The organism is Rhizobium sp. 57MFTsu3.2, from assembly GCF_012932765.1.
In the GTDB taxonomy this organism is placed as follows: domain Bacteria; phylum Pseudomonadota; class Alphaproteobacteria; order Rhizobiales; family Rhizobiaceae; genus Rhizobium; species Rhizobium altiplani.
Map to the genome: position 1 here is coordinate 16,031 of NZ_JDWI01000006.1, position 23,186 is coordinate 39,216.

The window sequence follows — 23,186 nt, forward strand, 5'->3', positions numbered from 1 at the left end:
GGCGCCCTTAATCCCCGACTTTGTATGCCTTCCAAAATCCATCAATATTATGGCACATTTGGCTTTTCCCTTGCTATTGTGACAGAGAAAACATACAAGGATTTTTAGGGTAGAAGTGCTGACGGGATAGAGTCGCCTGCACGGCAGCCAAACCGCAAGGGAACTGGCGCCACAACCGGCAATCGTCCGCCGTCTTATGTGTTTCCACTCGAAATTGGATCCTGAATTTTCCGGCGTATGCGGGAACTTCATCGGTGGATAGCCACCAACCGCTCTTTACAGAGAGAGCAAACTCATCGGACCTGAACAAGGTCTTAGTTTTGTCGATCTCGCTTGGTCTTTGATGGTGTCGCAGCAGGTTTTATCTGAAGTCTACAGGCCCCGGGAGAACATCTCCCCCGCTGCTGTCTGGCTGCTGCCTTCCACACCGCACCAATCGCGACTTTCATTATCCGGCGCTGCAACGACGAGCCGCCTCTCCTCTGTCTCTTCGACACAAGGGGATGCCGACGTTCGGCCGCGCCGAGGAGCACAGCTTACATGGCAGACAAGATGCTTATCGACGCGTCTCACGAGGAAGAGACGCGCGTTGTTGTCGTTCGCGGAAACCGCATAGAAGAATTTGACTTCGAGTCACAGCACAAGAAGCAGATCCGCGGCAACATCTACCTCGCAAAGGTAACGAGGGTTGAACCCTCGCTGCAGGCCGCGTTCGTTGATTACGGCGGCAACCGGCACGGCTTTTTGGCCTTTGCCGAAATTCACCCCGACTACTACCAGATCCCGCTTGCCGATCGTCAGGCCCTGCTTCGCGCCGAAGCTGAAGAGCATCGCCGCGACGACGACGTCGAACACGTCGAGACGGCGCCGGTCGATCTCTCCACCCAGGAACAGCCCGAGGTTGGCGTAGCCGCAACTGCCGAAGCGCCGGCAGCGGAAGCCGCTCCCGAAGAAGACGGTGCCGTAGCAACCGAAACGGTCGAGGCCGTTGCGGAAGTCGCCGAGGAAGCACCCGTCAAGAAGGCAAAGCCCCGCCGCAGCCGCAAGAAGGTGGCGCCGGCTGCTGAAGCGCCTGCCAGCGACGAGGCTGCCAGCGAAGCCACCGCCGACAACGACGATGAAGGCTCGTCGGGCAACGAGATGGCCGCAATGGTCGAGACCGACTCGATCTCCGAAGAGGTCGACGCCCGCCGCCGCAGCGATGACGACGATGACGACGATCACGACCACGAAGAGGAAGTGATCGAATCCGTCGGCGCCGAAGACGCCATGGAGGAGGTTCCCGATCGCGTCCAGCGCAAGCCGCGCAAGCAATATCGTATCCAGGAAGTCATCAAGCGCCGCCAGATCCTGCTGGTGCAGGTGGCAAAGGAAGAGCGTGGCAACAAGGGCGCTGCCCTGACGACCTATCTTTCGCTGGCCGGTCGCTACTCCGTCCTCATGCCGAACACGGCGCGTGGCGGCGGCATCTCCCGCAAGATCACCAATCCGCAGGACCGCAAGCGCCTGAAGGAAATCGCGCGTATGCTCGAAGTCCCGCAGGGCATGGGCGTCATCCTGCGCACCGCCGGCGCGAATCGAACCAAGGTCGAGGTCAAGCGCGACTTCGAATATCTGATGCGCCTGTGGGAGAACGTCCGCACGCTGACGCTGCAGTCGACCGCTCCCTGCCTCGTGTATGAGGAAGGCTCGCTCATCAAGCGCTCGATCCGTGACCTCTACAACAAGGATATCGGCGAGATCATCGTTGCCGGCGAGGAAGGCTATCGTGAAGCGAAAGACTTCATGAAGATGTTGATGCCGAGCCACGCCAAGGTGGTTCAGCCCTATCGCGACATCCACCCGATCTTCTCGCGCTCCGGCATTGAGGCTCAGCTCGACCGCATGCTGCAGCCGCAGGTAACGCTGAAGTCGGGCGGCTACCTGATCATGAACCAGACCGAAGCGCTGGTTTCGATTGACGTCAACTCCGGCCGCTCGACGCGCGAGCACTCGATCGAGGACACTGCTCTGCAGACCAACCTCGAAGCGGCGGAAGAAATCGCTCGCCAGCTTCGTCTGCGCGACCTTGCCGGCCTGATCGTCATCGACTTCATCGACATGGAAGAAAAGCGCAACAACCGCGCTGTCGAGAAGAAGCTGAAGGAATGCCTGAAGAACGATCGCGCGCGCATTCAGGTCGGCCGTATCTCGCATTTCGGTCTTCTGGAAATGTCGCGCCAGCGCATCCGCGCATCCGTTCTTGAATCGACGACGCAGGTCTGCTCGCATTGCGGCGGTACCGGCCACGTCCGTTCGCAGTCCTCCGTTGCTCTGCATGTCCTGCGCGGCATCGAGGAGTACCTGCTCAAGAACACCACGCACAACATCACGGTTCGCACGACGCCTGATATTGCGCTGTACCTGCTCAACCACAAGCGGCAGACGATCGTCGACTACGAAGCCCGCTTCGGTGTGTCGATCATTATCGACGCGGATGGCTCGGTCGGCTCGCAGCACTTTGCGATCGACCGCGGCGAGCCGGTCGAGAACCCGGTCAAGATCGAGACCCTGTTCAACTTTGCTGCCATCCCCGATGACGAAGACGACGATATCGTGGTCGAAGTCGACGAGGAGGAAGAAGAGGAACTGGGGGCCAAGCCGGCCGCAGCCGAACGTCCGGCTCAGCGCGCCGAAGGCGATGGCGAGGGCCGCAAGCGCAAGCGTCGCCGTCGTCGTCGCGGCCGCAACGGCAATGGCGAGGCGGTTGCTCCCGACAGCGTTTCGGCTGATGCGGTGGAAGGCGACCAGATCGACAGCGATGACGAGGAAGAAGGTGACGAAGGCGTTGCCGCCACCTCGGAAACGCGTGACGAAGGTGATGAGAGCCAGCGCCGCAAGCGCCGCCGTCGCGGCAAGCGCGGCGGCCGCCGCAACCGCGAGGAAGGCGGCGAGCAGGAGGCTTCTGCAGCGGAAGCGGCAGATGACGATGCCGAAGATGGTGAGACGGAAGTGACCACCGTCGAGGTGATCGAAGCCGCCGCCGAGGAAGCAGTCGAAGCTCAGCCGGCGATGGCCGCTGTTGAAACGGGCGCCTCGGTTACGGAAGACGTAAAGCCGAAGCGTGCACGTCGCAGCCGCAAGGCATCGCCGGTCGAAGAGCCTGTCGTCGAAGAAGCATCGACGGAGGCAGCACCGGCCGCGGAAGCCGAAGTCGAGGCTGTATCCGCAGACCTGGCTACGCCCGCAGTCGAAGAATCGAAGCCTGTGCGCGCCAACAGGGAGTCGAACATCTCCTCGTCTGAACCAACGGTTAAATCGACGCGCAGCGATGCTGCCGAGACCGAAGGTGACGGCAAGCCGAAAAAAGCTGGCTGGTGGCAGCGCCGCGGTTTTTTCTAAGACTGATTTTCGGTGATAAGTAACAGGATCCGACTGCGGTGACGCAGCCGGATTTTTTTATGCTTTTGGCGATGGCTGTTTCACCCGGATACGGAGCGGCTTGCCTTCGACAGTGTTCATGTCGAACGCGTTCGTCTTCTTGACGAGGTCGCTTAGCTTCCGGAAGCCATATGTCCGAGGATCGAAGTCCGACGCCAGATTTGCGAGCTGCGCTCCAACCGCACCGAGCGATACCCATCCATCTTCACTCTCCATCTGAGCGATGACCTTCTTGATGACGGGCGTCGCTGCGCTCGGCTGGCGTAGGGAGGGCGCTTGCGTAACCTCCCTGCCGTTTGATGTGACCGTGGGCACCAGGTTTTCGGTATAGATGAATCGACGGCATGCCTGCCGGAAACTCTCCGGTGTCTTCTGCTCGCCAAATCCGAAAACATCGATGCCCTGCTCACGGATTCGCGAGGCAAGTCGCGTAAAATCGCTGTCCGAGGATACAAGACAAAAGCCGTCGAAACGGCCACTGTGCAGCAGGTCCATGGCATCAATGACAAGAGTGATGTCGGAAGCATTCTTGCCGGTCGTGTACGCGAATTGCTGCTGAGGGACTATCGCGTGTCGCGCCAGCACGTCGTTCCATGCTTTTGAACAGGAACTGGTGAAGTCGCCATAAATGCGCCGAACGCTTGCCTCGCCGATCTTGGCTATCTCCTCGAATAAGCCAGCAGCGATTCTTGCGGAAGTGTTGTCAGCATCGATAAGTACGGCCAGTCGTGGCGAGCGGGGTTCGGGCATTCAACGGCTCCAGTCCCTCTTGATAGACCCAACGTCCACCATCAACGAACCGACTATTTCTTGCAACCAGTAGTAATTAAACCGGTAAACAACACGTCGACGGCCTCAAATGAGGCTGGCGGCATTTGCCATCTGATGCTTGACGTTCGAACGGGACTTTCGCTGATCCCAGCGACGCGCCTTAGTCCCGCTCGGCAATCATGGTCTCGCGCGGATACTCTCCATAGAACCCCCGCCAATTGGCGATGGCGAAGCCAAAGACCACCAGCGCTCCCGCCTGATGCAGCAGCCCCCAATGAAGAGGGACCTGCAGCAGCAAGGTCGCGATACCAATCGCCGCCTGTATTGTCACCAGAACAAACAGGACGACGGTGCGCCGGGCATGCGTCGTGGAGGGCGCTGCGGTCAGAGCTATGATCATGTTGATCAGCGTCAGCGCAAAAAGGGTGTAGGCGCCCAGCCGATGAACGAACTGCACGGTCTTGGGGTTCTCGAAGAAATTGATCCAGGCCGGTTGCTGGATCAGCAGATCCGAGGGCACGACGGCGCCATCCATCAATGGCCAGGTATTATAGGTGAAGCCGGCGTCGAGGCCTGCGACGAGCGCTCCGAGGTAGATCTGGAAAAGCGCAAACACCGCGATTGCGCCCGCCCAGACATGCGAGCCTTGTGTGGGCGCCTTGTCATCGGAGTGAGGGGAAAGCCCTCGCATGATCCACATGCAGGACGCGAAGATAAGACAGGCCATGATCAGGTGCGTTGACAACCTGTATTGGCTGACGTCGGTTCGGACGGAGAGTCCTGACGACACCATCCACCAGCCGATCGCACCCTGCAGTCCACCCAGCATGAGAATTCCGAAGAGCGGCCAACGCAATCGTCTCTCCACCTTTCCCGCCAACCAGAAATAGAGCAGCGGCAGCGCGAAGATGACACCAATGCCACGTGCGATCAGGCGATGGGCCCATTCCCACCAAAAGATGCCCTTGAACTCGTCGACCGTCATTCCGCTGTTCATCTGCTGATATTCGGGAATGCGCTGATAGAGCCTGAACTCCTCGTCCCACTGCGCGGCGCTGAGAGGCGGAATGACACCATGGATCGGCTTCCATTCGGTGATCGAAAGCCCCGAATTCGTGAGCCGGGTGGCTCCGCCGATGATCACAAGACAGAACAACGCCAGGAGCACAAAGCCCAGCCAGATGCGAACGGCCCGGCGATTGCCATCCTGCCGGCGTATCTCACGCAGTATTTGCTGTTCGGTGGTCAAGTTCGCGATCGCCATGGCTGCTCCTTACGTACGGTAGTTGATTTGCCTGAGCGGCTCATGCAAAACAAGCCCCGAACCTTTGCGGCATGCCGTCGCGGCAATCGGAACACCAGTTTGAAAGATATTTGATGCCTGTCCGCCTCCGCAAATTCATCGGTACGATCCTGATCGTCGTGCTCGTGCTCGCCTATGCGCTGCTCGCAAACACGATTGCGGTCGCCACGCTCGGTGACGCGCCATGGTGGGGCCAGCTCCTGTACTTTTTATTGACCGGCCTGCTGTGGGTGCTGCCCGCGATGGTCATCATCAAATGGATGGCCGGGCCGAAGCAGCAGTGATCCGTTAACGACGGGATAACCGTGATCGATGGAAAGCAAGGTTTAGCGCCGCTCATAAACCAAATGGACGTTCCGTTGGACTATTCTTCGCGCCTGCAAGTCAGTCCGGAGAAAATCAGTGCAGGCGCAGAAGCTTCCTGTTTCAGATAGGGCACACCATTCAACGGAACCCGACGCCGGTATTTCCGAATGGCTGGCGCCGGATGCGCAGCTTGGGGCGGCAGAACTCGATATCGCCGTCCTGGATAGCTTGGCGCCGCTGGAGACCGTTTGGCGCGCGCTCGATTGCGACAACCTGAATTCTCTTCACCAAGGCTATGACTGGTGCATGGCGTGGACCAAGGCCTTCGGACACCAACTGTCGATCGTCTGGGGCAGGATTGGCGGAGAGACTGCATTCATTCTACCGCTAGAGATAACCAGCTTTCATGGCTTCCGGACCGCCAGATTTATCGGCGCCGATCACAGCAACATCAACACCGGCCTCCTCTCAACGCGCTTCATTGAACTTGCCGACAATCTGGAGCCTCAAAAGCTTGCGATGTCTCTGCGCCGTGCTCTGGCCGGACGCGCCGATCTTCTGCTGCTGCAGAATGTTCCGTTGGAATGGCGCGGCCGACGTAATCCCCTGGCATTATTGCCGATGGTCCAGAACCAGAATCACGCCTACCAGCTTCCACTTCTCGACAAGATGGAGTCGACGCTTCAACAGGTGAATGCCAAGGGCCGACGCAAGAGGTTCCGGGCGCAGCTGCGGCGTTTTGAGGCGCTCGGTGGCTTCGACTACATCTCCAGCGGCACCCCGGATGAACAACACCAGTTGCTCGATCGCTTCTTCGAACAGAAACGTGAGCGTCTCAAGGCGCTCGGGTCGCCTGACGTATTTGCAGACCCGGAGACCAAAGCGTTCCTGCACGGCGCCATCGACATCCGCGACCGCGACCGCGGGATGGTGGGACTGGAAATGCACGCAATCCGCCTGAAGGGCGAACATGACGGCCGCATCGCCGCGCTCGCCGGTCTTTCTCGCAAAGGCGACCACATCATCTGCCAGTTCACCGCCTTCGATGAAAGCGCGGCGCCGGAGACGAGCCCTGGCGAATTTCTGTTTTGGCAGATGGTAGCCGGCCAGCACGGCAAGGGCGTAAGACTGTTCGATTTCGGCCTTGGCGACCAGCGATACAAACGCTCATGGGCGCCTGTAGAGACTGAGCATCATGACGTCGTTCTGCCGCTTTCGCTCCGCGGCACCGTGGGTGCCGCAATGCACCGGGCCATCACGCGCGGCAAAGGCTTCATCAAGTCTCAACAGAGGCTCTACGCCGTGGCCCAGCGCCTGCGCCGCGTTATCGGCGTTTGATTACGCGGCACGCCGCGAGATTGGGTTCTCGATGGACTCGTTGCTATCGGACATCAGAACGACGCGTTCATAACCGGCGGCTTCGAACTCGGTCATGACAGTCACGAACTCCTGCTCGACGATCTCAGGCATCGAGAGAATGATCTCGACATCCTTGCTTTGGGTCAGCCTGGAAACGCCGGCCACGTCGGCGGCGCCGCATTCCACCATCACCAAATCATAGGCCGAGATCAAAGCGTCCAGCAGCAGAGACAAGCGATCGGCACCGCGCATTGCCCGGCGCGGATCGCTGATGCCCTGCGGAATGAAATGCGCGTCTGAGCGGCTGTCGCCGTGGATCGTATCGCCAAAGGCTGCATCGCCGCAGAGCAGATCGGTTATGCCGAGCATCTTGCGGTCCTCAGCCATGAGGTTTGTCGGCAGACCGGAACCGGTCATGTCGACCAGAATGACCCGCGAGCCATCCTCAGCCAACTTGCGCACAAGGGACACGGTCGCCGCCGAGCCGTCGTCGCCGGTTGGAGAAATGGCGATAGCCAGAGGCGCCCTGCTACCTCGAAGGTAGTCCGAGACGGATGCAATCGAGAATTCGTTTGTTTCAACGATTTTCTCGTCCTCAGCCTGTTCGGCCACCGGCTCGTCGTCTGCGGGCGTGGCCAACAGGCTCGGTGTGCCCACGCGATTGACGGAGCCGGTGGTCGCTGATTGAGGTTCCCCATCCTCGCGCTCTTCCTCTTCGCTTAGCCCAACCGGGCGGAGCGCCCGGCCGCTGAAGAGTTCGGCGAGCATGATCACAATGGACGTCATGATGAAAGTTGCGAAGGCCGCAACGATGACGATCGGCAGAACCTTCGGGAAATAGGGATCGACGGGCTGTATGGCCTTCGACACGATGCGGGCGTCGGCCGGGCTTGAGTTCTTGTCGGCGCGCGAGGCGGCCTCCCGGTAGCGAGAGAGATAGGTCTCCAGAAGCTGGCGCTGCGCGGTCGCTTCACGCGTCAAGGCGTTGAGGCCAACCTCGTCCTCGCCGGCCTGGGCGCTGTTCGCCTTCAGACTGTCGACCTGCTGCTCCAGTTCCTTTTGGCGAACAGCAGCGACCTTCGCTTCGTTTTCGATGCTTGCAAGGATCTTCTGCGTCTCCTGGCGAATCTGGACCTTGATATCCGAAAGCTGCGCGCGGAGGCTTTTGAGGCGGGGATGGTTGTTGAGCAACGACGTCTGCAGGTCGGATATCTGCGACTGCAGCCCCGACTCCGTGCTCTTCAGTCGCTGGATCGACTGAGACGACATGATGTCCTGCAGCGTGTCGGACGGCTCACCTGACGAGAGAGCATTGCGGACGGACTGGGCACGCGCCTCGGCGTTTGCGCGATCTCCCCGGACCCGGGTGAGCTCAGCCGAAATGTCGTTCAATTGCTGTGTCGCGAAATTCGAGCCGCCGTTGGTCGGAAGCAGTCCGTGCTCAGCACGGTATTCCGCCACCTTCTGCTCGGCGTCATTGACCTTCTGGCGGAGGTTTTCGATCTCGGGCTCCAGCCAGCGCGTTGCCTCGGAATTCGAGTCCAGCTTGGCGCCGCTCTGCGTGGCGAGATAGACCGCCGCCATCGCGTTCGGGATTGTCGCCGCGAGCTTGGGATCCTTCGACGTAAAGGTAATGCCGATCACCCGCGATCCCGGCACCTGATAGACTTGCAGCCGCTCGGTGAAAGCGTCGATCACGCGCTCTTCGGGGGGATTTTCATATGGATTCTTCTTGAGGTGAAGGGCGACCAGGATGTCGGTGAGCGCCGAGCCATTCGCGGCAGCGTCGAATTCCGGCAAATCGTAGAGCTTCTGGCCGTTGATGACCTGCTTGATGAGATCCGCGGACTGCAGCAGCTGCACCTGGCTTGCAATGTTGAGCTCGTCCAGCAACGGACCAGAATTGGTGTCGTTCACCTGCGCATTGGCGAAAGCAGGAGCACGCGGCTCGATCAGGATGCGCGTTTCGCTTCGGTATTTGGGGGAGATCATCTTGGCGCCCGTGAAGGCGACCCCTGCCCCCAACGCAATAATCGCCAAAGCCTTTAGCCGGCGCGCCCAGACGGCGCGGACCAATTGTCCGAGATCGATGTCCACATCCTGATTACCCGATACGCCGGACATGCTGGTACTCCGAGAACAAACGTGGCCGCGAGGGTAAATGACTATAGTAACCCAACGGTTAATGCTTGCTCGGGCAATCCCGGCGACACGTCGACTGGCCGAAGCCAAAAAAATCGGCGCTTTTTACCGACCATTAACCCTAACGGATTGATAACGGCTGAGACCTATTTCGTTTTCCGATGAGCAGACGCGATGCCTTTCGCACAGCCCAAGTTCTTGATGGCTCTGAGCCTCGCCGCCATGACTGCGGTCGTGAGCGGCTGCAATAGCTACAAGCCTGCCCCCCAGGCTTTCAATCAGGCGACGATCCAGCCCTATTCGCTTGATAGCGGCGACCGGCTGCGCATTACCGTGTTCGACCAGCCAAGTATGACCAACACTTATACGATCGACCAGGCCGGCTATATCGCCTTCCCGCTCATCGGGCAGGTGCCGGCTCGTGGACGGACGCTGCAGCAGTTGTCGGGCCAGATCGCGCAGAAGCTGAGACAGGGCTACCTGCGGGACCCTGATGTCACGATCGATGTCGACCGCTATCGCTCGATCTTCGTCATGGGCGAAGTCGGTCAATCCGGCCAATACGCCTACGTTCCGGGAATGACGGTGCAGAATGCCGTTGCCATTGCCGGCGGCTTTACGTCGCGCGCCAACCAGGGCGCTGTCGACGTAACCCGGAAGGTCAATGGGCAAGTGATCACAGGTCGCGTCAACATCTCTTCGGCGATCGTCGCCGGCGACACGATCTACGTTCGCGAACGACTGTTCTGATCCTCGATGACCGAACAACCCCCCCTCCGCATCCTCCATTGCTTCAGATCACCGGTCGGCGGAATTTTCCGCCATGTCCGCGATCTGGTGTTGGAGCACAGCAAGGCGGGGCACGAAGTCGGCATTCTTTGCGACAGCTCAACGGGCGGCGAGCATGAAGACCGCTTGTTCGACGAGATTCGTCCCTACCTGGCGATGGGATTGACCCGCATGCCCATGCGGCGGCACGTCAGCCTCTCCGACATCGGAGTGATCTGGGATACGTACAAGAATATTAAAAGTTTGCGGCCGGATGTGCTGCACGGTCACGGCGCCAAAGGCGGTGTGCTCGCGCGGCTTGCCGGCTCGGCCTTGCGGGTAAACAGGTATCGCGTAGCCCGCCTCTATACTGCGCATGGTGGAAGCCTGCATTATTCTCCGAGGTCGCTCGTAGGGCAATTCGTGCTCCGCATGGAGCGTCTGCAGGAGTACTTCACGGACGCCCTCGTCTTCATCTGCGAGTACGAGCGCGAAGCCTATACGAGGAAGGTCGGGCGGCCGCGAACGGAAACGCGGCTGATCTACAATGGCCTTGCGGAGCGCGATTTCGAGCTCATCCCAACGCGTTCGGATGCCGTGCATTACATCTACGTCGGCATGCTGCGGGACCTAAAGGGTCCCGATCTCTTTGTGGAGGCCTTCGCGAAGGCGGAGCGCATTCTCGGACGCCCACTTTCGGCCGTGATGGTCGGCGACGGGCCCGAGCGCGACAAATACCGAGACATGATGATCGAGCGTGGTTTGGGCAAGCGCATCAGCATGCTGCCGGCGATGCGCGTTCAGCAGGCGTTCGCGATGTCACAGAACCTGGTCGTTCCGTCGCGCGCTGAAGCCATGCCCTACATCGTGCTCGAGGGTCTCGGCGCCGGGAAGACCATCATCGCAACTCGCGTCGGCGGAATTCCAGAGGCGCTGGGCAAAGACAGCCCTGCACTCGCCAACCCCGAGGATACCGACGATCTCGCACGCGCCATGGCGGACGCGATCCGCATCCCGGGCTGGCATGATGCGGCGATGCCGTCGATGGAACAGGTGAGGTCGGTCTTCTCGGCCTCGATCATGGCCAACGATGTCCTGAAATTGTACCACGACCTCCTGGATCCCCAATCGAAGCAAGCTATTGCTCTTGCTTCGTAAAAGTTTTCTTAGGGGCTTTCTGTTATTGCCGGCGTGATAACCAGCGGCGGTAGCCTCATGAACAAGGCAGAGAAAAGCGAGCAGTTTGACCTGGAAGCGCTGCGGAAGCAGGTTTCCGACATCCATCGACGCGACGAAGGCGCGGATGGAACGGTTCAACCGGAGCCGATCAACGCCTATGCCCGTCAGATCGCCGAGCAATTCAGCACCGGAAACCGCTCGCCGGCCATCATTATCGGTCAGTTCCGACTTTTTGAATTCGCCTCACAGTTTCTCGTCGGGTTGCTTGCATTCCTCCTCTGGCCCGGGAACGGGGGCGAAACCCTTGCAGGGCGGGCGATCGCTGCCACCGTTGTTGCGGCACTCCTCGTCAGTGCGCTCCAGACGGCCGACACCTACTCCATCCCAGCGCTCCGCGCCCGCATGCGCCTGCTGCCGCGAGTCCTTGCCATGTGGGCATCCGTCTTCCTGATTGTCACGGCTGCAAGCGTACTCTCCGGCAACATCGGCCGGGCACAGCCGCAAGCACATTTTGCGTGGTTCATTGCCGGCGCAATCGTCCTCCTCGCCGCTCGCTTGTTGACGGCCTACGGTATCCGCAACTGGTCACGCAATGGCATCATGGAGCGCCGCGCGGTGATCGTCGGTGGCGGGGCACCGGCCAAGGAGTTGATCCGCATTCTCGAACAGCAACCCGACAACGACATCCGGATCTGTGGCATTTTCGACGACCGCGGCGAGAAACGGTCGCCGATCATGGTCGCCGGCTATCCGAAGCTCGGAACGGTCGCCGAACTGGTCGAGTTTGTACGCATTACCCGTATCGATATGCTGATCATTTCCCTGCCGCTTAGCGCGGAGGCCCGCATCCTGCAGCTGCTGAAGAAGCTTTGGGTGCTGCCAGTCGACATTCGCCTTGCCGCGCACGCAAATCGCCTGCGCTTTCGCCCGCGTGCCTATTCGCACATCGGGTCTGTCCCGATGCTCGATATCTTCAACAAGCCGATCAGGGACTGGGACTCGGTTGCCAAGCGCTGTTTCGACATTGTCTTTACGCTGCTCGCCCTGGCGCTCCTCTGGCCGATCATGCTTGCAACGGCAATCGCCATCAAGGTCACCTCGAAGGGGCCGGTCTTCTTCATGCAGAACCGTCATGGCTTCAACAACGAGATCATCAGGATCTTCAAGTTTCGCTCAATGTATGCCGACAAGGGTGACCCCACCGGACGTGCCGCGGTCACCAAAGGCGATCCACGCGTCACACCCGTCGGACGCTTCATCCGCAAGAGTTCGATCGATGAACTGCCGCAGCTTTTCAACGTGTTGAAGGGTGACATTTCGCTGGTTGGCCCGCGCCCACATGCCATTCTGGCCCAGGCGAAGGACCGCCTCTTCGGCGACGTCGTGGAAGGCTATTTCGCGCGTCATCGCGTGAAGCCCGGGGTGACGGGTTGGGCGCAGATCAACGGCTGGCGCGGCGAGGTCGATCACGACGACAAAATCAAGTTCCGGACCGCCTACGATCTCTACTATATCGAGAACTGGTCGCTCTGGTTCGATCTGAAAATCCTGTTCCTCACGCCCTTCCGGTTGTTCAATACGGAAAACGCCTATTGAACGCGGCCTCGGCGACACATCTTCGCGTTGCTCAACCGCAACGAGCAACGGTGCGGCTGATCGGTTCGGCGATGGTTGCCTTTGGTGTCTTTCTCTCCGGCTTCGTTATCGATGAGCCGGCGCCCTACGAGCTGTGGATGGCCGCCCTTCTCGGCATCTGGTTCATCCTCGGTCTCAGGATTTCACGCTTCACAGCGCCGCTGCTTGCCCTGCTGCTTGCCTTCAACATCGGCGGCATGCTCTCGCTGACCCAGATGAAGGACCTCGGGACCGGGCCAATGTATGTCGCGGTCTCGACGTTCCTCGCATTGACTGCGATCTTCTATGCCGCGATCGTCGAGGACAGCCCTCGGCGCCTGCCGCTCATCTTCAATGCCTGGGCGTTCGCCGCCGTTATCACCTCCCTGCTCGGGATACTCGGCTATTTTCACGCCTTCCCCGGCGCAGAGGTCTTCACGCTCTACGATCGTGCCAAAGGCGCCTTCCAGGACCCGAACGTATTTGGCCCATTCCTGATCCCGCCATCGCTCTACCTTGTCCACGCCATTCTTGTCAGCAATCTGAGGACGTCGCCGATCAAAGCGGTAGCGCTCTTGATCCTGGCACTGGGCGTTTTCTTGTCGTTCTCGCGTGCGGCCTGGGGCCTCTTTGCCGCCGGGATTCTCCTGCTGATCTTCTGCATGCTACTCAAGGAACGCAGCGGCGCGTTTCGACTGCGCATCCTGATTCTGTCGCTTGCGGCGATCATGTTGCTGGTTGCGTCGCTGGTCGTCGCGTTGCAGTTCCCGAAGGTCAGTGCGCTCTTTTCGACGCGCGCCCAGCTCGTGCAGCAGTATGACGGTGAGCACCTCGGTCGCTTCGAGCGCCACCGCATCGGCTTCACGATGATGATGGAACGACCGCTCGGAATCGGTCCGCTGGTCTTCGGCACGATGTTTCCGGAGGATGAGCACAATGTCTGGCTGAAGTCGCTGACGAGCTACGGCTGGCTTGGCTTTGTCAGTTACGTCACCATGCTCTGCTGGACAATCTATCTCGGGTTCAGGAACCTGCTGAAGGATCGGCCTTGGCAGCCCTATCTGATGATCGCGTGGATCGGAGTGCTAGGGCATGTGGCAATCGGAAACGTCATCGACATCGATCACTGGCGACATGTCTATCTGCTTTTCGGTGTGGTCTGGGGCTGCGCCGCGCTGGAACAGCGCCATAGACGCAATGGCGCTTCACATCGGGCTTGCGAACGAGCGCCGACGCGCTAGTCTTTGATTCATGATCACAGCGACACAAATGCGCGGCGCCCGCGCGATGACCGGAATGAGCATCGAGCAACTGGCAACCGCCTCAGGTCTGCCCGCTGCCACCATCGAAATAATGGAGCGCGATGAGCGGGAAGGCGAGCCGCATGCGCTGCTCGCGGTCAAACAAGCGCTGGAGGCGGCGGGCATCATCTTCATCGCCAGCGGCAACCATGACGAAGGCGGACCGGGCGTCAGGCTGCGAGCACGTACCGGGATCGACGAAGGGATCCGCCCGGAAAATCTCAACGCGGCAAACGACGACTAGTCGGGCGCTCTTCAGGTTCCGAAATTACAAATAAGCCCTTGCGAGGGCGGCAAGCTTGCCCTTGTCCCTAACGCCCTGTCGGTAGAGCTGGATCAGGAGCGCGCCGATGACTTCGGCAGCCGGTGTATCGCGCGCAAGTCCCCTGTCCCGGCAGACATCGTCAAGTACTCCGGACAGGAGGTCTAGATCATCCGAGAAAAGTGGCAGGTCACGTGGAAGAACTGGGGATTTAAGCATCACGCCACAGGTTCCATGAGGGCTAATGACACCACTAGCATTGACGTCGACCGCCCATCCATAGCCGACGATGCGGGCACTATGCGCCCGAGCCGGTGATTTATCAACCGAACATTTCCAACGGAAACATATATGTGAACGGCGTGTTTCAGGCCGGTCTGATGGGCGACTTCCGCCTCAATTTTTCAGCCGCTCAAAGGCAAGCTGCGAATAGATTGAGTCCTCGATGATGACCGTTGCGCCGACCTTGACCAGATAGGTCTCGGCGAGGTCCGTCAGTGCCAGTGCGACTTCCTGTTCCGACCAGCCCGACGATATGGCCTTCTCGACCAGAGCCTCGAAGGACTCCGCCAGAGCTTCCCGGCATGTTTCGCTTGCCTCGCGGTTGGCCATAGGTCGTCCACCAACAGTTGTCGAACATATATTACATGAAACTAATAATTATTCGAGTGATTAAGAAATTTTTCTATCAGCGATATATCCGTGCTGCCCCGACATCAGAAACACTGACAGGAAAAGGGCAACTGCGTCGCAGTTGATTTTCGGCAAGGCTAGCCATGAGAGAGAGATCACCATCGGCTGCTGGGGGTGCCGAAGGTTACTATGTAAATGGTCGGGGCGACTGGACTCGAACCAGCGACCCCTTGACCCCCAGTCAAGTGCGCTACCGGGCTGCGCTACGCCCCGACCTGCCGAAACGGCCTGATCCTGTTAGTATTTTGGAATTTCCGGCGCAAGGGAAAAATCATGCATGAGGAATAAAAAGGAACGAAAGCCGGGGATAGGTGGGGTTGCAACAGAAGTTCCACGGCAGTTCCGCTGCCGTCCGTGAGACCTGCGTCTCACAGCAAATCAGGCCAGCGAGCGTCTTTTGCATGTCGGCAATCAAATATGTGCGGTCCCTCCGATAAAAGATGCGCGCACTCAGAGTGGCGATCGCAATCGAAACGCTTGCCGGCAGTGACGAAAGGCTTTGAACGCGAGGCTTGACTAGAGGCAAAGAGAGTCACAAACTTCTGAATTGTAAGTAGCCTGTTTCGGACCCCGGCTCATAGTTCCCATCGAGATACGTCGAAATACTGGCTTGATTTAGCAACTGCTAGAAGAGATTTTCTTGGCGGGGGGCCTGTCGTTTGACGCCCTCATGGGGGAGCACATGAAGAGAATCATGATCGCCGGCCTTTTGTTGCTTAGTTCCTGCGGAAGCGTCACTCAGCAGACAATCCCGTATACCCTCTCGGAGGGCGAGGTTTCTGCCATTCAGAACACAGTTCGAAGCTACCTCAAAGATCCCTCCAGTGCGACGTTCAAGAGCATGATGGCGGCACAGAGACAGCCCGGGATCGTCTATGTTTGCGGCATAGTGGACTCCAAGAACAAGGGCGGTGCCTTTACTGGCGGAGAGCCCTTCGCCGGTGTTTTGAGAAACACAAGTGCGACGGGAAGAGCGGCCTTTTCGTTTACCCTGACGGCCCAAGGCAGCGCACAAACAAACTTCAACAATATGTGCCGGCAGAATGGGGTCGTCAGCTGACGCTTGTCCTCTGAGCGTCTCCTGACATCACCCAGCTGGCCAGCTCGTTGGAATCTACATTTCGGCTCGACATCGAAAATCGAGGCGTCATGCCCGTTTATGGTTGCCTGGATCGTTTGCTTTGTGTCTGCTCAGGCCCGCCAAAGGCGAATTCTTGCCAAGATGGAAAATCCGACAATGAAGACGCTACAGACAATAGCAATTGTGGTTCTGAGTTCGGCATGCATTAGCGCAGCGCAACCACCAACGATGACAGGCGATTTTGGCTCCCAGACGCTCGCTCTCATCAATTCGTATAGGGCGAGCCGTGGCCTGTCTCCCCTCGCCGCAAATGGCACTTTGAAAGCCCTGGCGCAGCAGCATAGCCGCTACCAGGCAGCTCGGCGAAGCATGAGCCACTATGGTTTCCGCCAGAGATCGGCTCAAGCCAGAGCCGCTGGGCTCAGTGTGGTATGTTCAGAGAATGTCGCGATGGGGTATACGACACCGCAGCAGCTTTTTGCTGGCTGGAGGCGCTCCTGGGGCCATAACACGAATCTGCTTCGACCTAATCTGCGATACGCGGGAGTGGCCACTGTCGGAGGCTACTCGACTTTCTTCGCTTGCCAGTAGCATCATCTCGATTTTGATTTTTGCCAACGCCGGGAAGTGTCAGTGCTCGGTCGTGGTCGAAAACGCTTGCTCGATCGGCCCTCCGCGAATAAGAAACCTCGGAAACGCGAGACTTTGGATAAGACCATGCAGATTGAGATCCCCTGCCCCAAATGCAGGAACACCCGAATGAAATTCGAGCGGCCCGAACCGCTCGACACCGATATCCTTACCTGCTTCACCTGCGGACATGAATTGGGAACGCTGGGTTCGGTAAAGGCAAAAATGATTGCTGCTTTCGAGCGCATGAAGAAGCAGGCGCAGCAACAGCGCAAGCACTAGCGCGCTATCTGACCAGCGCAACGCGCCCGTCTGGGCCGGTGTCGACACGCCACTCCCGATAGTCGGAGATCGAAAAGTGCGGCGTTGCGAACGGCGTCGTATGCGTCTCGGTGATGACTGTCACATCCGCGCCCGCCGCTTCGCCTGCGAGAATTCCGGCAACGGCATCTTCGAACACCAGGCATTTCGTCGGATCGACTCCGAGGCGCTTGGCCCCCAGCAGGTAGCACTCCGGGCTCGGTTTCCCGGCTACCACTTCTTCACCGCTCACCATCGCCACGGGCGTCGGAATGCCTGCGGCGGCCATGCGCCGCCGGGCGAGTTCGATCGGTGCCGAGGTTACGATCGCCCACTTTGCCGGTGGAATGCTGTTCAGGAAATCGATCGCGCCGGGGATCGAGACGATACCTCCAACGTCCTCCATCTCCTCCTTCAGTAGCTGCTTTGCCTCATACTCCGGATCGACGCCTGGCAACGCCAGCTGGCGAATGACGTCGGAGGCGCGAATGCCATGGATCGTCTTGAGGAAAACCTCTGGCTCGAGGCCATGCCGCATAGCCCATTCCGTCCAGACGCGTTCGACCACCGCGATCGAGTTCAAGAGCGTGCCATCCATATCGAACAGGAAGGCGTCATAGAATTTGCCGGGAACGGAATGAGACGCGGTCACGAAGGTTTCCTTGGTACTGACTGGAATTACGCTCGCCGCCGACTACGATGCGTTTGGCAGAGGCCGTCCGAACGCGCGGGCGATGCTTCACTAACTAAGCCATCGAGGCGCTCCGGTAAATTGGATCAGCGAACTTGATCCAACAGGCGCTTGCATTCGAGGAGATCGTAGAGTGCTTCCTGAAGCAGCGCTCGATCCTCCTTGCCGACGCTCGACTTGCCGATCGAGATTTCCGGGGATTCTTCATCGCCACCGCCGAAATTGAAGAAGCGGCGTGTGATCGGCGGCTTCGCGCGGCCAACCACCTGATCCTCCTCGGACATTCCGACCCGTGGCTCGGCCGCATCACCGCCCTCCGGCGGGCCGCCCGTCAGCGCCTGGACGCTGGCGAGATCGCCATGCCCGATGGAGATGACAAACTTGTTGCCGTTGGTCTTCAGAAGTTTCTGCACGCCCTTGATGGTGTAGCCGTGATCATAGAGCAGGTGGCGAATGCCCTTCAGAAGATCAATATCCTCGGGCCTGTAGTAGCGGCGGCCGCCGCCGCGTTTCATCGGTTTGATCTGAGGAAACCGAGTCTCCCAGAAGCGCAGGACATGCTGTGGAAGGTCTAGGTCGTCCGCCACCTCGCTGATGGTGCGGAACGCATCGGGGCTCTTATCCAACATCCTTACTCCCTACGCGGTCTCGGGGTGCGCCGCGCGTCTGTTCGGCTGACAAGGCGCAGCTGTGTCTCACGAACGTCAGAACCGAGCCGCGACTCATCATATTTCAACGGTTTGACGCCGCGAATTCAAGTCACCTCTTGAATACCGCACAGATCGTTCAGGGAAGATTGCAGGTTGTTGTCGTCGAGCGAGAGGGACCTCCCTCTCCTCAGCCCAATCAGGAAGCCGGATTTGCGGCCTTCTGCTTGGTCTTGCGCAGAGTATGCGCCTTGAGGATCCGCGTCTTCAAGACATTGGAGGCCTTGAAGGTCATGACGCGTCGGGGAGAAATCGGTACTTCCTCGCCAGTCTTCGGATTGCGGCCGATGCGCTCATTCTTGTCGCGCACCTGGAACGTCGCAAAAGACGAGAGCTTGACGGTTTCGCCGCGAACAATCGCGTTACAAATCTCGTCAATGACAGTTTCCACGAGCTCAGCAGATTCGGTTCTTGAAAGACCGACCTTACGAAAAACTGATTCCGCCAGGTCTGCTCGCGTCACTGTCTTTCCGGTCATGGTTTCCCCGCCCATTTGCCAATTATATTATGAAAGCGGACAAAGAGTATTTGTCTTGCGCCTCACGGTCAAGCTCTTGTTCGTCGGTAGTTTTTTGGATTTTCGGGTTACCAGCGCAGGAGTGCTGCGCCCCAGGTGAAGCCGCCGCCCATCGCTTCCAACATCACCAGATCGCCTTCCTTGATCCGGCCGTCGCCAGCGGCCGTGGCCAGCGCGAGCGGAATCGACGCGGCAGACGTGTTGCCGTGGAGATCAACCGTAATGACTACTTTCTCAGGTGCAATATGCAACTTCTTGGCGGAACCGTCGATGATACGGCGATTGGCCTGGTGTGGCACGAGCCAGTCGAGATCGTCGGCGGTCGTTCCCGTGGCGTCGAAGGCGGCCTGAATGACGTCAGTGATCATGCCGACTGCATATTTGAAGACTTCGCGGCCCTCCATGCGCAGCTTGCCAACCGTGCCAGTCGTCGAGGGACCGCCATCCACATAGAGCTTCTCCTTGTGGGAGCCATCGGAACGCAGGTGCGCCGTCAGCACGCCACGATCAGCGGTCGTGCCCTTGCCCTCGGCAGCCTCCAGCACGATCGCCCCGGCGCCATCGCCAAAGAGGACACAGGTCGTGCGATCGTTCCAGTCGAGAATGCGCGAGAAGGTCTCGGCGCCGATTACCAGCACGCGCCTGGCGAGACCGCCCCTGATAAAGGCGTCGGCCGTTGTCACAGCATAGACGAAGCCTGTGCAGACGGCCTGTACGTCGAACGCAAAGCCATGGTGCATGCCCAGGCGGTTCTGGATATTGACGGCAGTCGCCGGGAATGTGTTGTCGGGCGTCGAGGTGGCACAGATGATAAGATCGATATCAGCTGGCGTCAGGCTTGCCTTGTCGAGCGCAGCACGCGCCGCAGCTTCGCCGAGCGACGATGTCGTCTCGCCCTCGCCCGCGATGTAGCGTTGGCGAATGCCCGTACGCTGGACAATCCATTCGTCCGATGTGTCCACGACATCTTCCATGTCGCGATTGGTCATAACGCGTTTCGGAAGTGCGGCTCCGAACCCGCGAACAACTGAACGGATCATATTGCTTAAACCCCGTCGCTCATGCGGCTTCCGGCCCGATCGGGGGCAGCCGCTTGGCATGATACTTTTGAAGATCGTTTTCTATTTTCTGATTGAGGCCATTCTTGGCCATGTCGTAGCCGACCTCGATGGCGGCAGCGATGCCTTCGGCATTGGCGCCGCCATGGCTCTTGATGACGACGCCGTTGAGGCCGAGGAAGACGCCGCCGTTCACACGGCTCGGATCCATCTTTTCGCGCAGCATGTCGAAGGCGCCCTTGGCGAAGAAGTAGCCGATCTTGGCAAGCAGCGTGCGCGACATTGCAGCGCGCAGATACTCACCGATCTGCCGCGCTGTACCTTCGGCCGCCTTCAAAGCAATATTGCCAGAGAAGCCTTCGGTCACGACGACGTCGACGGTACCCTTCCCCAGGTCGTTGCCTTCGACGAAGCCATAGTACTCGAGCGAGTCGATGTTGGCCTCACGGAGCAGGCGCCCCGCTTCCTTCACCTCTTCCTGGCCCTTGATCTCTTCGACCCCGACATTCAGCAGGCCAATCGACGGACGCTCGATCTCGAACAGCGCACGGGCCATTGCCCCGCCCATGAGCGCGAAATCCATCAACTGCTGCGAATCCGCGCCGATCGTCGCGCCCACGTCGAGAACGATGCTCTCGCCCTTCAAGGTGGGCCAGATGGCAGCGATCGCCGGCCGCTCGATATTGGCCATCGTACGCAGACAGAACTTGGCCATCGCCATGAGCGCGCCGGTATTGCCGGCCGACACCGCGACGTCGGCTTCCTTCGTCTTCACCGCTTCGATCGTCCGCCACATGGTGGAGATATAGCGACCGCGACGGAGCGCCTGGCTCGGCTTCTCGTCCATGCGGACGGCCAGCTCGCAGTCGTGGAAAACGGTCTTTTCCTTGAGCTTCGGAAACCTGTCGAGAACCGGCTCGCACTGTTCCTTCAGTCCATACATCACGAAGAAAATATCGGGATGTCTTTCCAGTGCCTTGGCGGCGCCGGGGATGACAACCTGGGGACCAAAGTCGCCACCCATGAGGTCGATAGAAATTCTGATCACGCGTCCCTGATCCTTGTTTTTCGCCTCCGGCGGGCGAAATTTCGGCCAAAATACCGGTTTTCCCGTCGCTTACAACTGAATTGTGTCAAATCCCCAACGGGGTTCAGTCCTTTTTCCAATCCTTCAGCACGGCGAAGGCAGACGGCTTTTTATCGTTCTCTCCAGTGTCTTCTATGTGACCGGAGAACTCCACACCGGGCTTGCGCGGATAGGGATCGATCGCAAGAGCTGCGAATTCCGTAACCACCTCACCTGCGTCAATCGTATCGCCGGTGAAGCTTTCGGGAAGGTCCGGGCCATCGGGGTCCAGCACCATTTCGCCGGCATCATTGGCGGGCCGGCGCGCAAGCTTGGAATTCTCCGGCACGAAGATCTGCTCGAAGCTCTCGTCGATCTCCGATGGGACCGGATCGAGGGTCACGACGCAGGACTGGACGATGTTGGCACGCACCCTGCCCTTGATGCGCACACCATCCCGCTTCCACCGACCGATCTGGAGGTCAGCACCAAAGCTGTCCACCGATAGGACACTCCAACTGTCCGCAAGGGCTGCCAATTCGCGCTTGTCGGCCTCCAGATGCACCTCGACAGGATTGGCCGATATATGACCTACATTTACGAGGTAGGAGAACGGAACGTCGTCTCTTTTGTTTTTCATCGTCTCTTCCTCACGCTACCTTCGGAAGTGTCGCCGAGCCTGTCGCTATGACGTCCTCCGACTGAGACAAAAGATGGTCTTCGGCAACAAACATCCAGTCCGCGAGACCGCGCATATCCACCGGCTCATTCGCCTTCGGATGAATGTTTCGCACGAGCGCCGCAGCGAGTCCTTCGGCATCCCCGGTGTCCATCGCCTTGGCGTAGGCCTCCAGGCGGCCATAGAACATGCCGGCCAGCTTCTTCATGCGTTTGGGAACCGTGTTGTCACCGATCCCCAATTCACGGATGGAGTAGTCGATATCCTGGAAGAAGGCGTCGACGATTTCCTGCGCGATCTCCTGGCCGCTCGTCCCGGAGGTTCGTGTGCGCCGGAAGAAGAGGATCATCACCGCCGAAAGCATCTCGAAACGCCCCATCACCGTATCCGGGACATTCAAGCGCTCATAGAATTCCGGCATCCGTGCGGCCGACGTCAGTGCCTGATATTGCCGATCTACGATTACCTGGTTGTTGTTTTTCTTGCCAAAGAGCCCGAAGATCATCGTTTTTTCCGGAAAGGCCTCATTCTGGGCGCCAAGCGGCGTCCGGCCTTGTTGCATGATTTCGAAAGCTGGTTTACCGAAGCAGGCGCGAATTGCAATGCCGAAGGTGGCCACTTTCGGGACAGCACCCCTTCTGTCCGCATGAGCCAACGGGATGTCTCTCCCCGGAATGGCCACAATGGTTTTGCATCAGCGATCTGAGGCCGGTGGCTGCCATTCATAATTTTAGGGAGTAGATGTCGTTGACGAAACGGTATTTCAAGTCTGACAAAAAATTCCTCAGCAATGCCGCTATTGCCATCATGATCGCCTCCGCCGGACTTTCAGGCTGCCAGACACAAACCGTCCTCAACGGTGGATATGTCGCCGACGAGCAGTCGCTGAATCTCGTCCCAGTAGGATCGAGCCGCGAGCAGGTTCTCCTATCCCTCGGCACCCCGTCCACGACGGCGACGTTCGATGGCGAAGTCTTCTACTACATCTCGCAGCGCCGCGAGCGCTCCATGGCCTTCCAGAAGCTGAAGGTGGTCGATCAGAGCGTGCTGGCGATCTATTTCGACAAGGACGGCATCGTTACGCGCCGTGCGAACTACACCCTCAAGGACGGCAAGATTTTCGATACGATTACCCGCGTCACCCCGACGGGCGGCAAGGACTTCACCTTCCTACAACAGCTGCTATCGGGCGGCAGCGCGGCGAACGCTGCGAAGGGCCTCTTCGGTGGCGGCACCTCGCAGCCGGCCTCGCCGCAGAACCCGGCCAGCCTCCGCTAAAGCGGGAGCGAACTCTCAAAGAAAAACCCGCCGGATCGCTCCGGCGGGTTTTTAGTTTCGG

General features: G+C 59.1%; 24 protein-coding genes and 1 tRNA gene. 12 read left to right on the plus strand and 13 right to left on the minus strand.

Features of this window, described 5'->3' with window-relative positions; all coding sequences use genetic code 11:
* Positions 1-540 precede the first annotated feature (540 nt).
* Entirely contained in the window at positions 541-3,381 is a 2,841-nt protein-coding gene (locus AF71_RS08635; RefSeq protein ID WP_169681021.1) for a ribonuclease E/G, read from the plus strand.
* Positions 3,382-3,438: 57 nt separating this feature from the next.
* On the opposite strand, the gene AF71_RS08640 is transcribed toward AF71_RS08635, so the two are convergent.
* The gene (locus AF71_RS08640; RefSeq protein WP_029792690.1) at positions 3,439-4,170 is read right to left on the minus strand and encodes an NYN domain-containing protein; all 732 of its coding nucleotides are present in this window, start codon (positions 4,168-4,170) and stop codon (positions 3,439-3,441) included.
* A 181-nt stretch (positions 4,171-4,351) separates the two neighbouring features.
* Positions 4,352-5,455 (minus strand): COX15/CtaA family protein, encoded by a 1,104-nt coding sequence (locus AF71_RS08645; protein ID WP_169681023.1) that lies wholly within the window; start codon positions 5,453-5,455, stop codon positions 4,352-4,354.
* Between the two features lie 113 nt (positions 5,456-5,568).
* Between AF71_RS08645 and AF71_RS08650 the strand changes: the two genes are divergently transcribed.
* Positions 5,569-5,778: a DUF2842 domain-containing protein gene (locus tag AF71_RS08650; RefSeq protein WP_018859831.1), complete on the plus strand. Its 210-nt coding sequence runs from the start codon at positions 5,569-5,571 to the stop codon at positions 5,776-5,778.
* A 118-nt stretch (positions 5,779-5,896) separates the two neighbouring features.
* Entirely contained in the window at positions 5,897-7,138 is a 1,242-nt protein-coding gene (locus tag AF71_RS08655) for a GNAT family N-acetyltransferase (RefSeq protein WP_018859830.1), read from the plus strand.
* On the opposite strand, the gene AF71_RS08660 is transcribed toward AF71_RS08655, so the two are convergent.
* Positions 7,139-9,283: a Wzz/FepE/Etk N-terminal domain-containing protein gene (locus tag AF71_RS08660; RefSeq protein ID WP_169681025.1), complete on the minus strand. Its 2,145-nt coding sequence runs from the start codon at positions 9,281-9,283 to the stop codon at positions 7,139-7,141.
* 192 nt (positions 9,284-9,475) lie between these two features.
* Here AF71_RS08660 and AF71_RS08665 point away from each other — a divergent pair, with 192 nt between their 5' ends.
* From AF71_RS08665 to AF71_RS08685, 5 genes are read left to right on the plus strand one after another with little or no spacing between them, the layout of a single operon-like run.
* Positions 9,476-10,051, plus strand: a complete 576-nt coding sequence (locus tag AF71_RS08665; protein ID WP_025661216.1) for a polysaccharide biosynthesis/export family protein — start codon at positions 9,476-9,478, stop codon at positions 10,049-10,051.
* Positions 10,052-10,057: 6 nt separating this feature from the next.
* Positions 10,058-11,227 carry a glycosyltransferase family 4 protein gene (locus AF71_RS08670; protein WP_018859827.1) on the plus strand — a complete coding sequence of 390 codons (1,170 nt, stop codon included), beginning with the start codon at positions 10,058-10,060 and terminating at the stop codon, positions 11,225-11,227.
* 57 nt (positions 11,228-11,284) lie between these two features.
* Positions 11,285-12,844: an undecaprenyl-phosphate glucose phosphotransferase gene (locus AF71_RS08675; RefSeq protein ID WP_169681027.1), complete on the plus strand. Its 1,560-nt coding sequence runs from the start codon at positions 11,285-11,287 to the stop codon at positions 12,842-12,844.
* Positions 12,841-14,103 (plus strand): O-antigen ligase family protein, encoded by a 1,263-nt coding sequence (locus tag AF71_RS08680; RefSeq protein ID WP_169681029.1) that lies wholly within the window; start codon positions 12,841-12,843, stop codon positions 14,101-14,103. The genes AF71_RS08675 and AF71_RS08680 overlap by 4 nt, the downstream gene beginning before the upstream one ends.
* A gap of 10 nt (positions 14,104-14,113) precedes the next feature.
* A complete protein-coding gene (locus tag AF71_RS08685; protein ID WP_018116340.1) occupies positions 14,114-14,407 on the plus strand; it encodes a DNA-binding protein in 294 nt (97 codons plus the stop codon).
* A gap of 24 nt (positions 14,408-14,431) precedes the next feature.
* Here the strand turns inward: AF71_RS08685 and AF71_RS08690 are convergent, their stop codons facing one another.
* The 3 genes from AF71_RS08690 to AF71_RS08700 form a co-directional block, all read right to left on the minus strand.
* Positions 14,432-14,644: a hypothetical protein gene (locus AF71_RS08690; protein WP_018859824.1), complete on the minus strand. Its 213-nt coding sequence runs from the start codon at positions 14,642-14,644 to the stop codon at positions 14,432-14,434.
* 177 nt (positions 14,645-14,821) lie between these two features.
* On the minus strand, positions 14,822-15,037 hold the full coding sequence (locus AF71_RS08695; protein ID WP_029792597.1) for a hypothetical protein: 216 nt from the start codon (positions 15,035-15,037) through the stop codon (positions 14,822-14,824).
* Between the two features lie 217 nt (positions 15,038-15,254).
* Positions 15,255-15,331 (minus strand) — tRNA-Pro (locus AF71_RS08700).
* 469 nt (positions 15,332-15,800) lie between these two features.
* Here AF71_RS08700 and AF71_RS08705 point away from each other — a divergent pair.
* From AF71_RS08705 to AF71_RS08715, 3 genes are all read left to right on the plus strand, one after another.
* Positions 15,801-16,178 (plus strand): hypothetical protein, encoded by a 378-nt coding sequence (locus AF71_RS08705; RefSeq protein WP_037090569.1) that lies wholly within the window; start codon positions 15,801-15,803, stop codon positions 16,176-16,178.
* A 249-nt stretch (positions 16,179-16,427) separates the two neighbouring features.
* Positions 16,428-16,790 (plus strand): CAP domain-containing protein, encoded by a 363-nt coding sequence (locus tag AF71_RS08710; RefSeq protein WP_246733624.1) that lies wholly within the window; start codon positions 16,428-16,430, stop codon positions 16,788-16,790.
* A 168-nt stretch (positions 16,791-16,958) separates the two neighbouring features.
* Positions 16,959-17,111 (plus strand): hypothetical protein, encoded by a 153-nt coding sequence (locus AF71_RS08715; RefSeq protein ID WP_018116344.1) that lies wholly within the window; start codon positions 16,959-16,961, stop codon positions 17,109-17,111.
* 4 nt (positions 17,112-17,115) lie between these two features.
* Here AF71_RS08715 and AF71_RS08720 read toward each other — a convergent pair whose 3' ends face one another.
* The 7 genes from AF71_RS08720 to AF71_RS08750 form a co-directional block, all read right to left on the minus strand.
* On the minus strand, positions 17,116-17,781 hold the full coding sequence (locus tag AF71_RS08720) for an HAD family hydrolase (protein WP_018859821.1): 666 nt from the start codon (positions 17,779-17,781) through the stop codon (positions 17,116-17,118).
* 125 nt (positions 17,782-17,906) lie between these two features.
* Complete coding sequence (locus AF71_RS08725; protein ID WP_018859820.1) at positions 17,907-18,449, minus strand: MerR family transcriptional regulator; 543 nt, start codon at positions 18,447-18,449, stop codon at positions 17,907-17,909.
* 217 nt (positions 18,450-18,666) lie between these two features.
* Complete coding sequence (locus AF71_RS08730) at positions 18,667-19,005, minus strand: integration host factor subunit alpha (protein WP_007531489.1); 339 nt, start codon at positions 19,003-19,005, stop codon at positions 18,667-18,669.
* 107 nt (positions 19,006-19,112) lie between these two features.
* Positions 19,113-20,084 carry a beta-ketoacyl-ACP synthase III gene (locus tag AF71_RS08735; protein WP_026372141.1) on the minus strand — a complete coding sequence of 324 codons (972 nt, stop codon included), beginning with the start codon at positions 20,082-20,084 and terminating at the stop codon, positions 19,113-19,115.
* A 19-nt stretch (positions 20,085-20,103) separates the two neighbouring features.
* Positions 20,104-21,150, minus strand: coding sequence for a phosphate acyltransferase PlsX (gene plsX, locus AF71_RS08740; RefSeq protein ID WP_025661225.1), 1,047 nt, complete (start codon positions 21,148-21,150; stop codon positions 20,104-20,106).
* 103 nt (positions 21,151-21,253) lie between these two features.
* Positions 21,254-21,808, minus strand: coding sequence for a DUF177 domain-containing protein (locus AF71_RS08745; protein ID WP_018116898.1), 555 nt, complete (start codon positions 21,806-21,808; stop codon positions 21,254-21,256).
* A 10-nt stretch (positions 21,809-21,818) separates the two neighbouring features.
* Positions 21,819-22,409: a ubiquinol-cytochrome C chaperone family protein gene (locus AF71_RS08750; RefSeq protein WP_192241830.1), complete on the minus strand. Its 591-nt coding sequence runs from the start codon at positions 22,407-22,409 to the stop codon at positions 21,819-21,821.
* Between the two features lie 179 nt (positions 22,410-22,588).
* Here AF71_RS08750 and AF71_RS08755 point away from each other — a divergent pair, with 179 nt between their 5' ends.
* The gene (locus AF71_RS08755) at positions 22,589-23,125 is read left to right on the plus strand and encodes an outer membrane protein assembly factor BamE (RefSeq protein WP_018116900.1); all 537 of its coding nucleotides are present in this window, start codon (positions 22,589-22,591) and stop codon (positions 23,123-23,125) included.
* Positions 23,126-23,186: the final 61 nt, after the last annotated feature.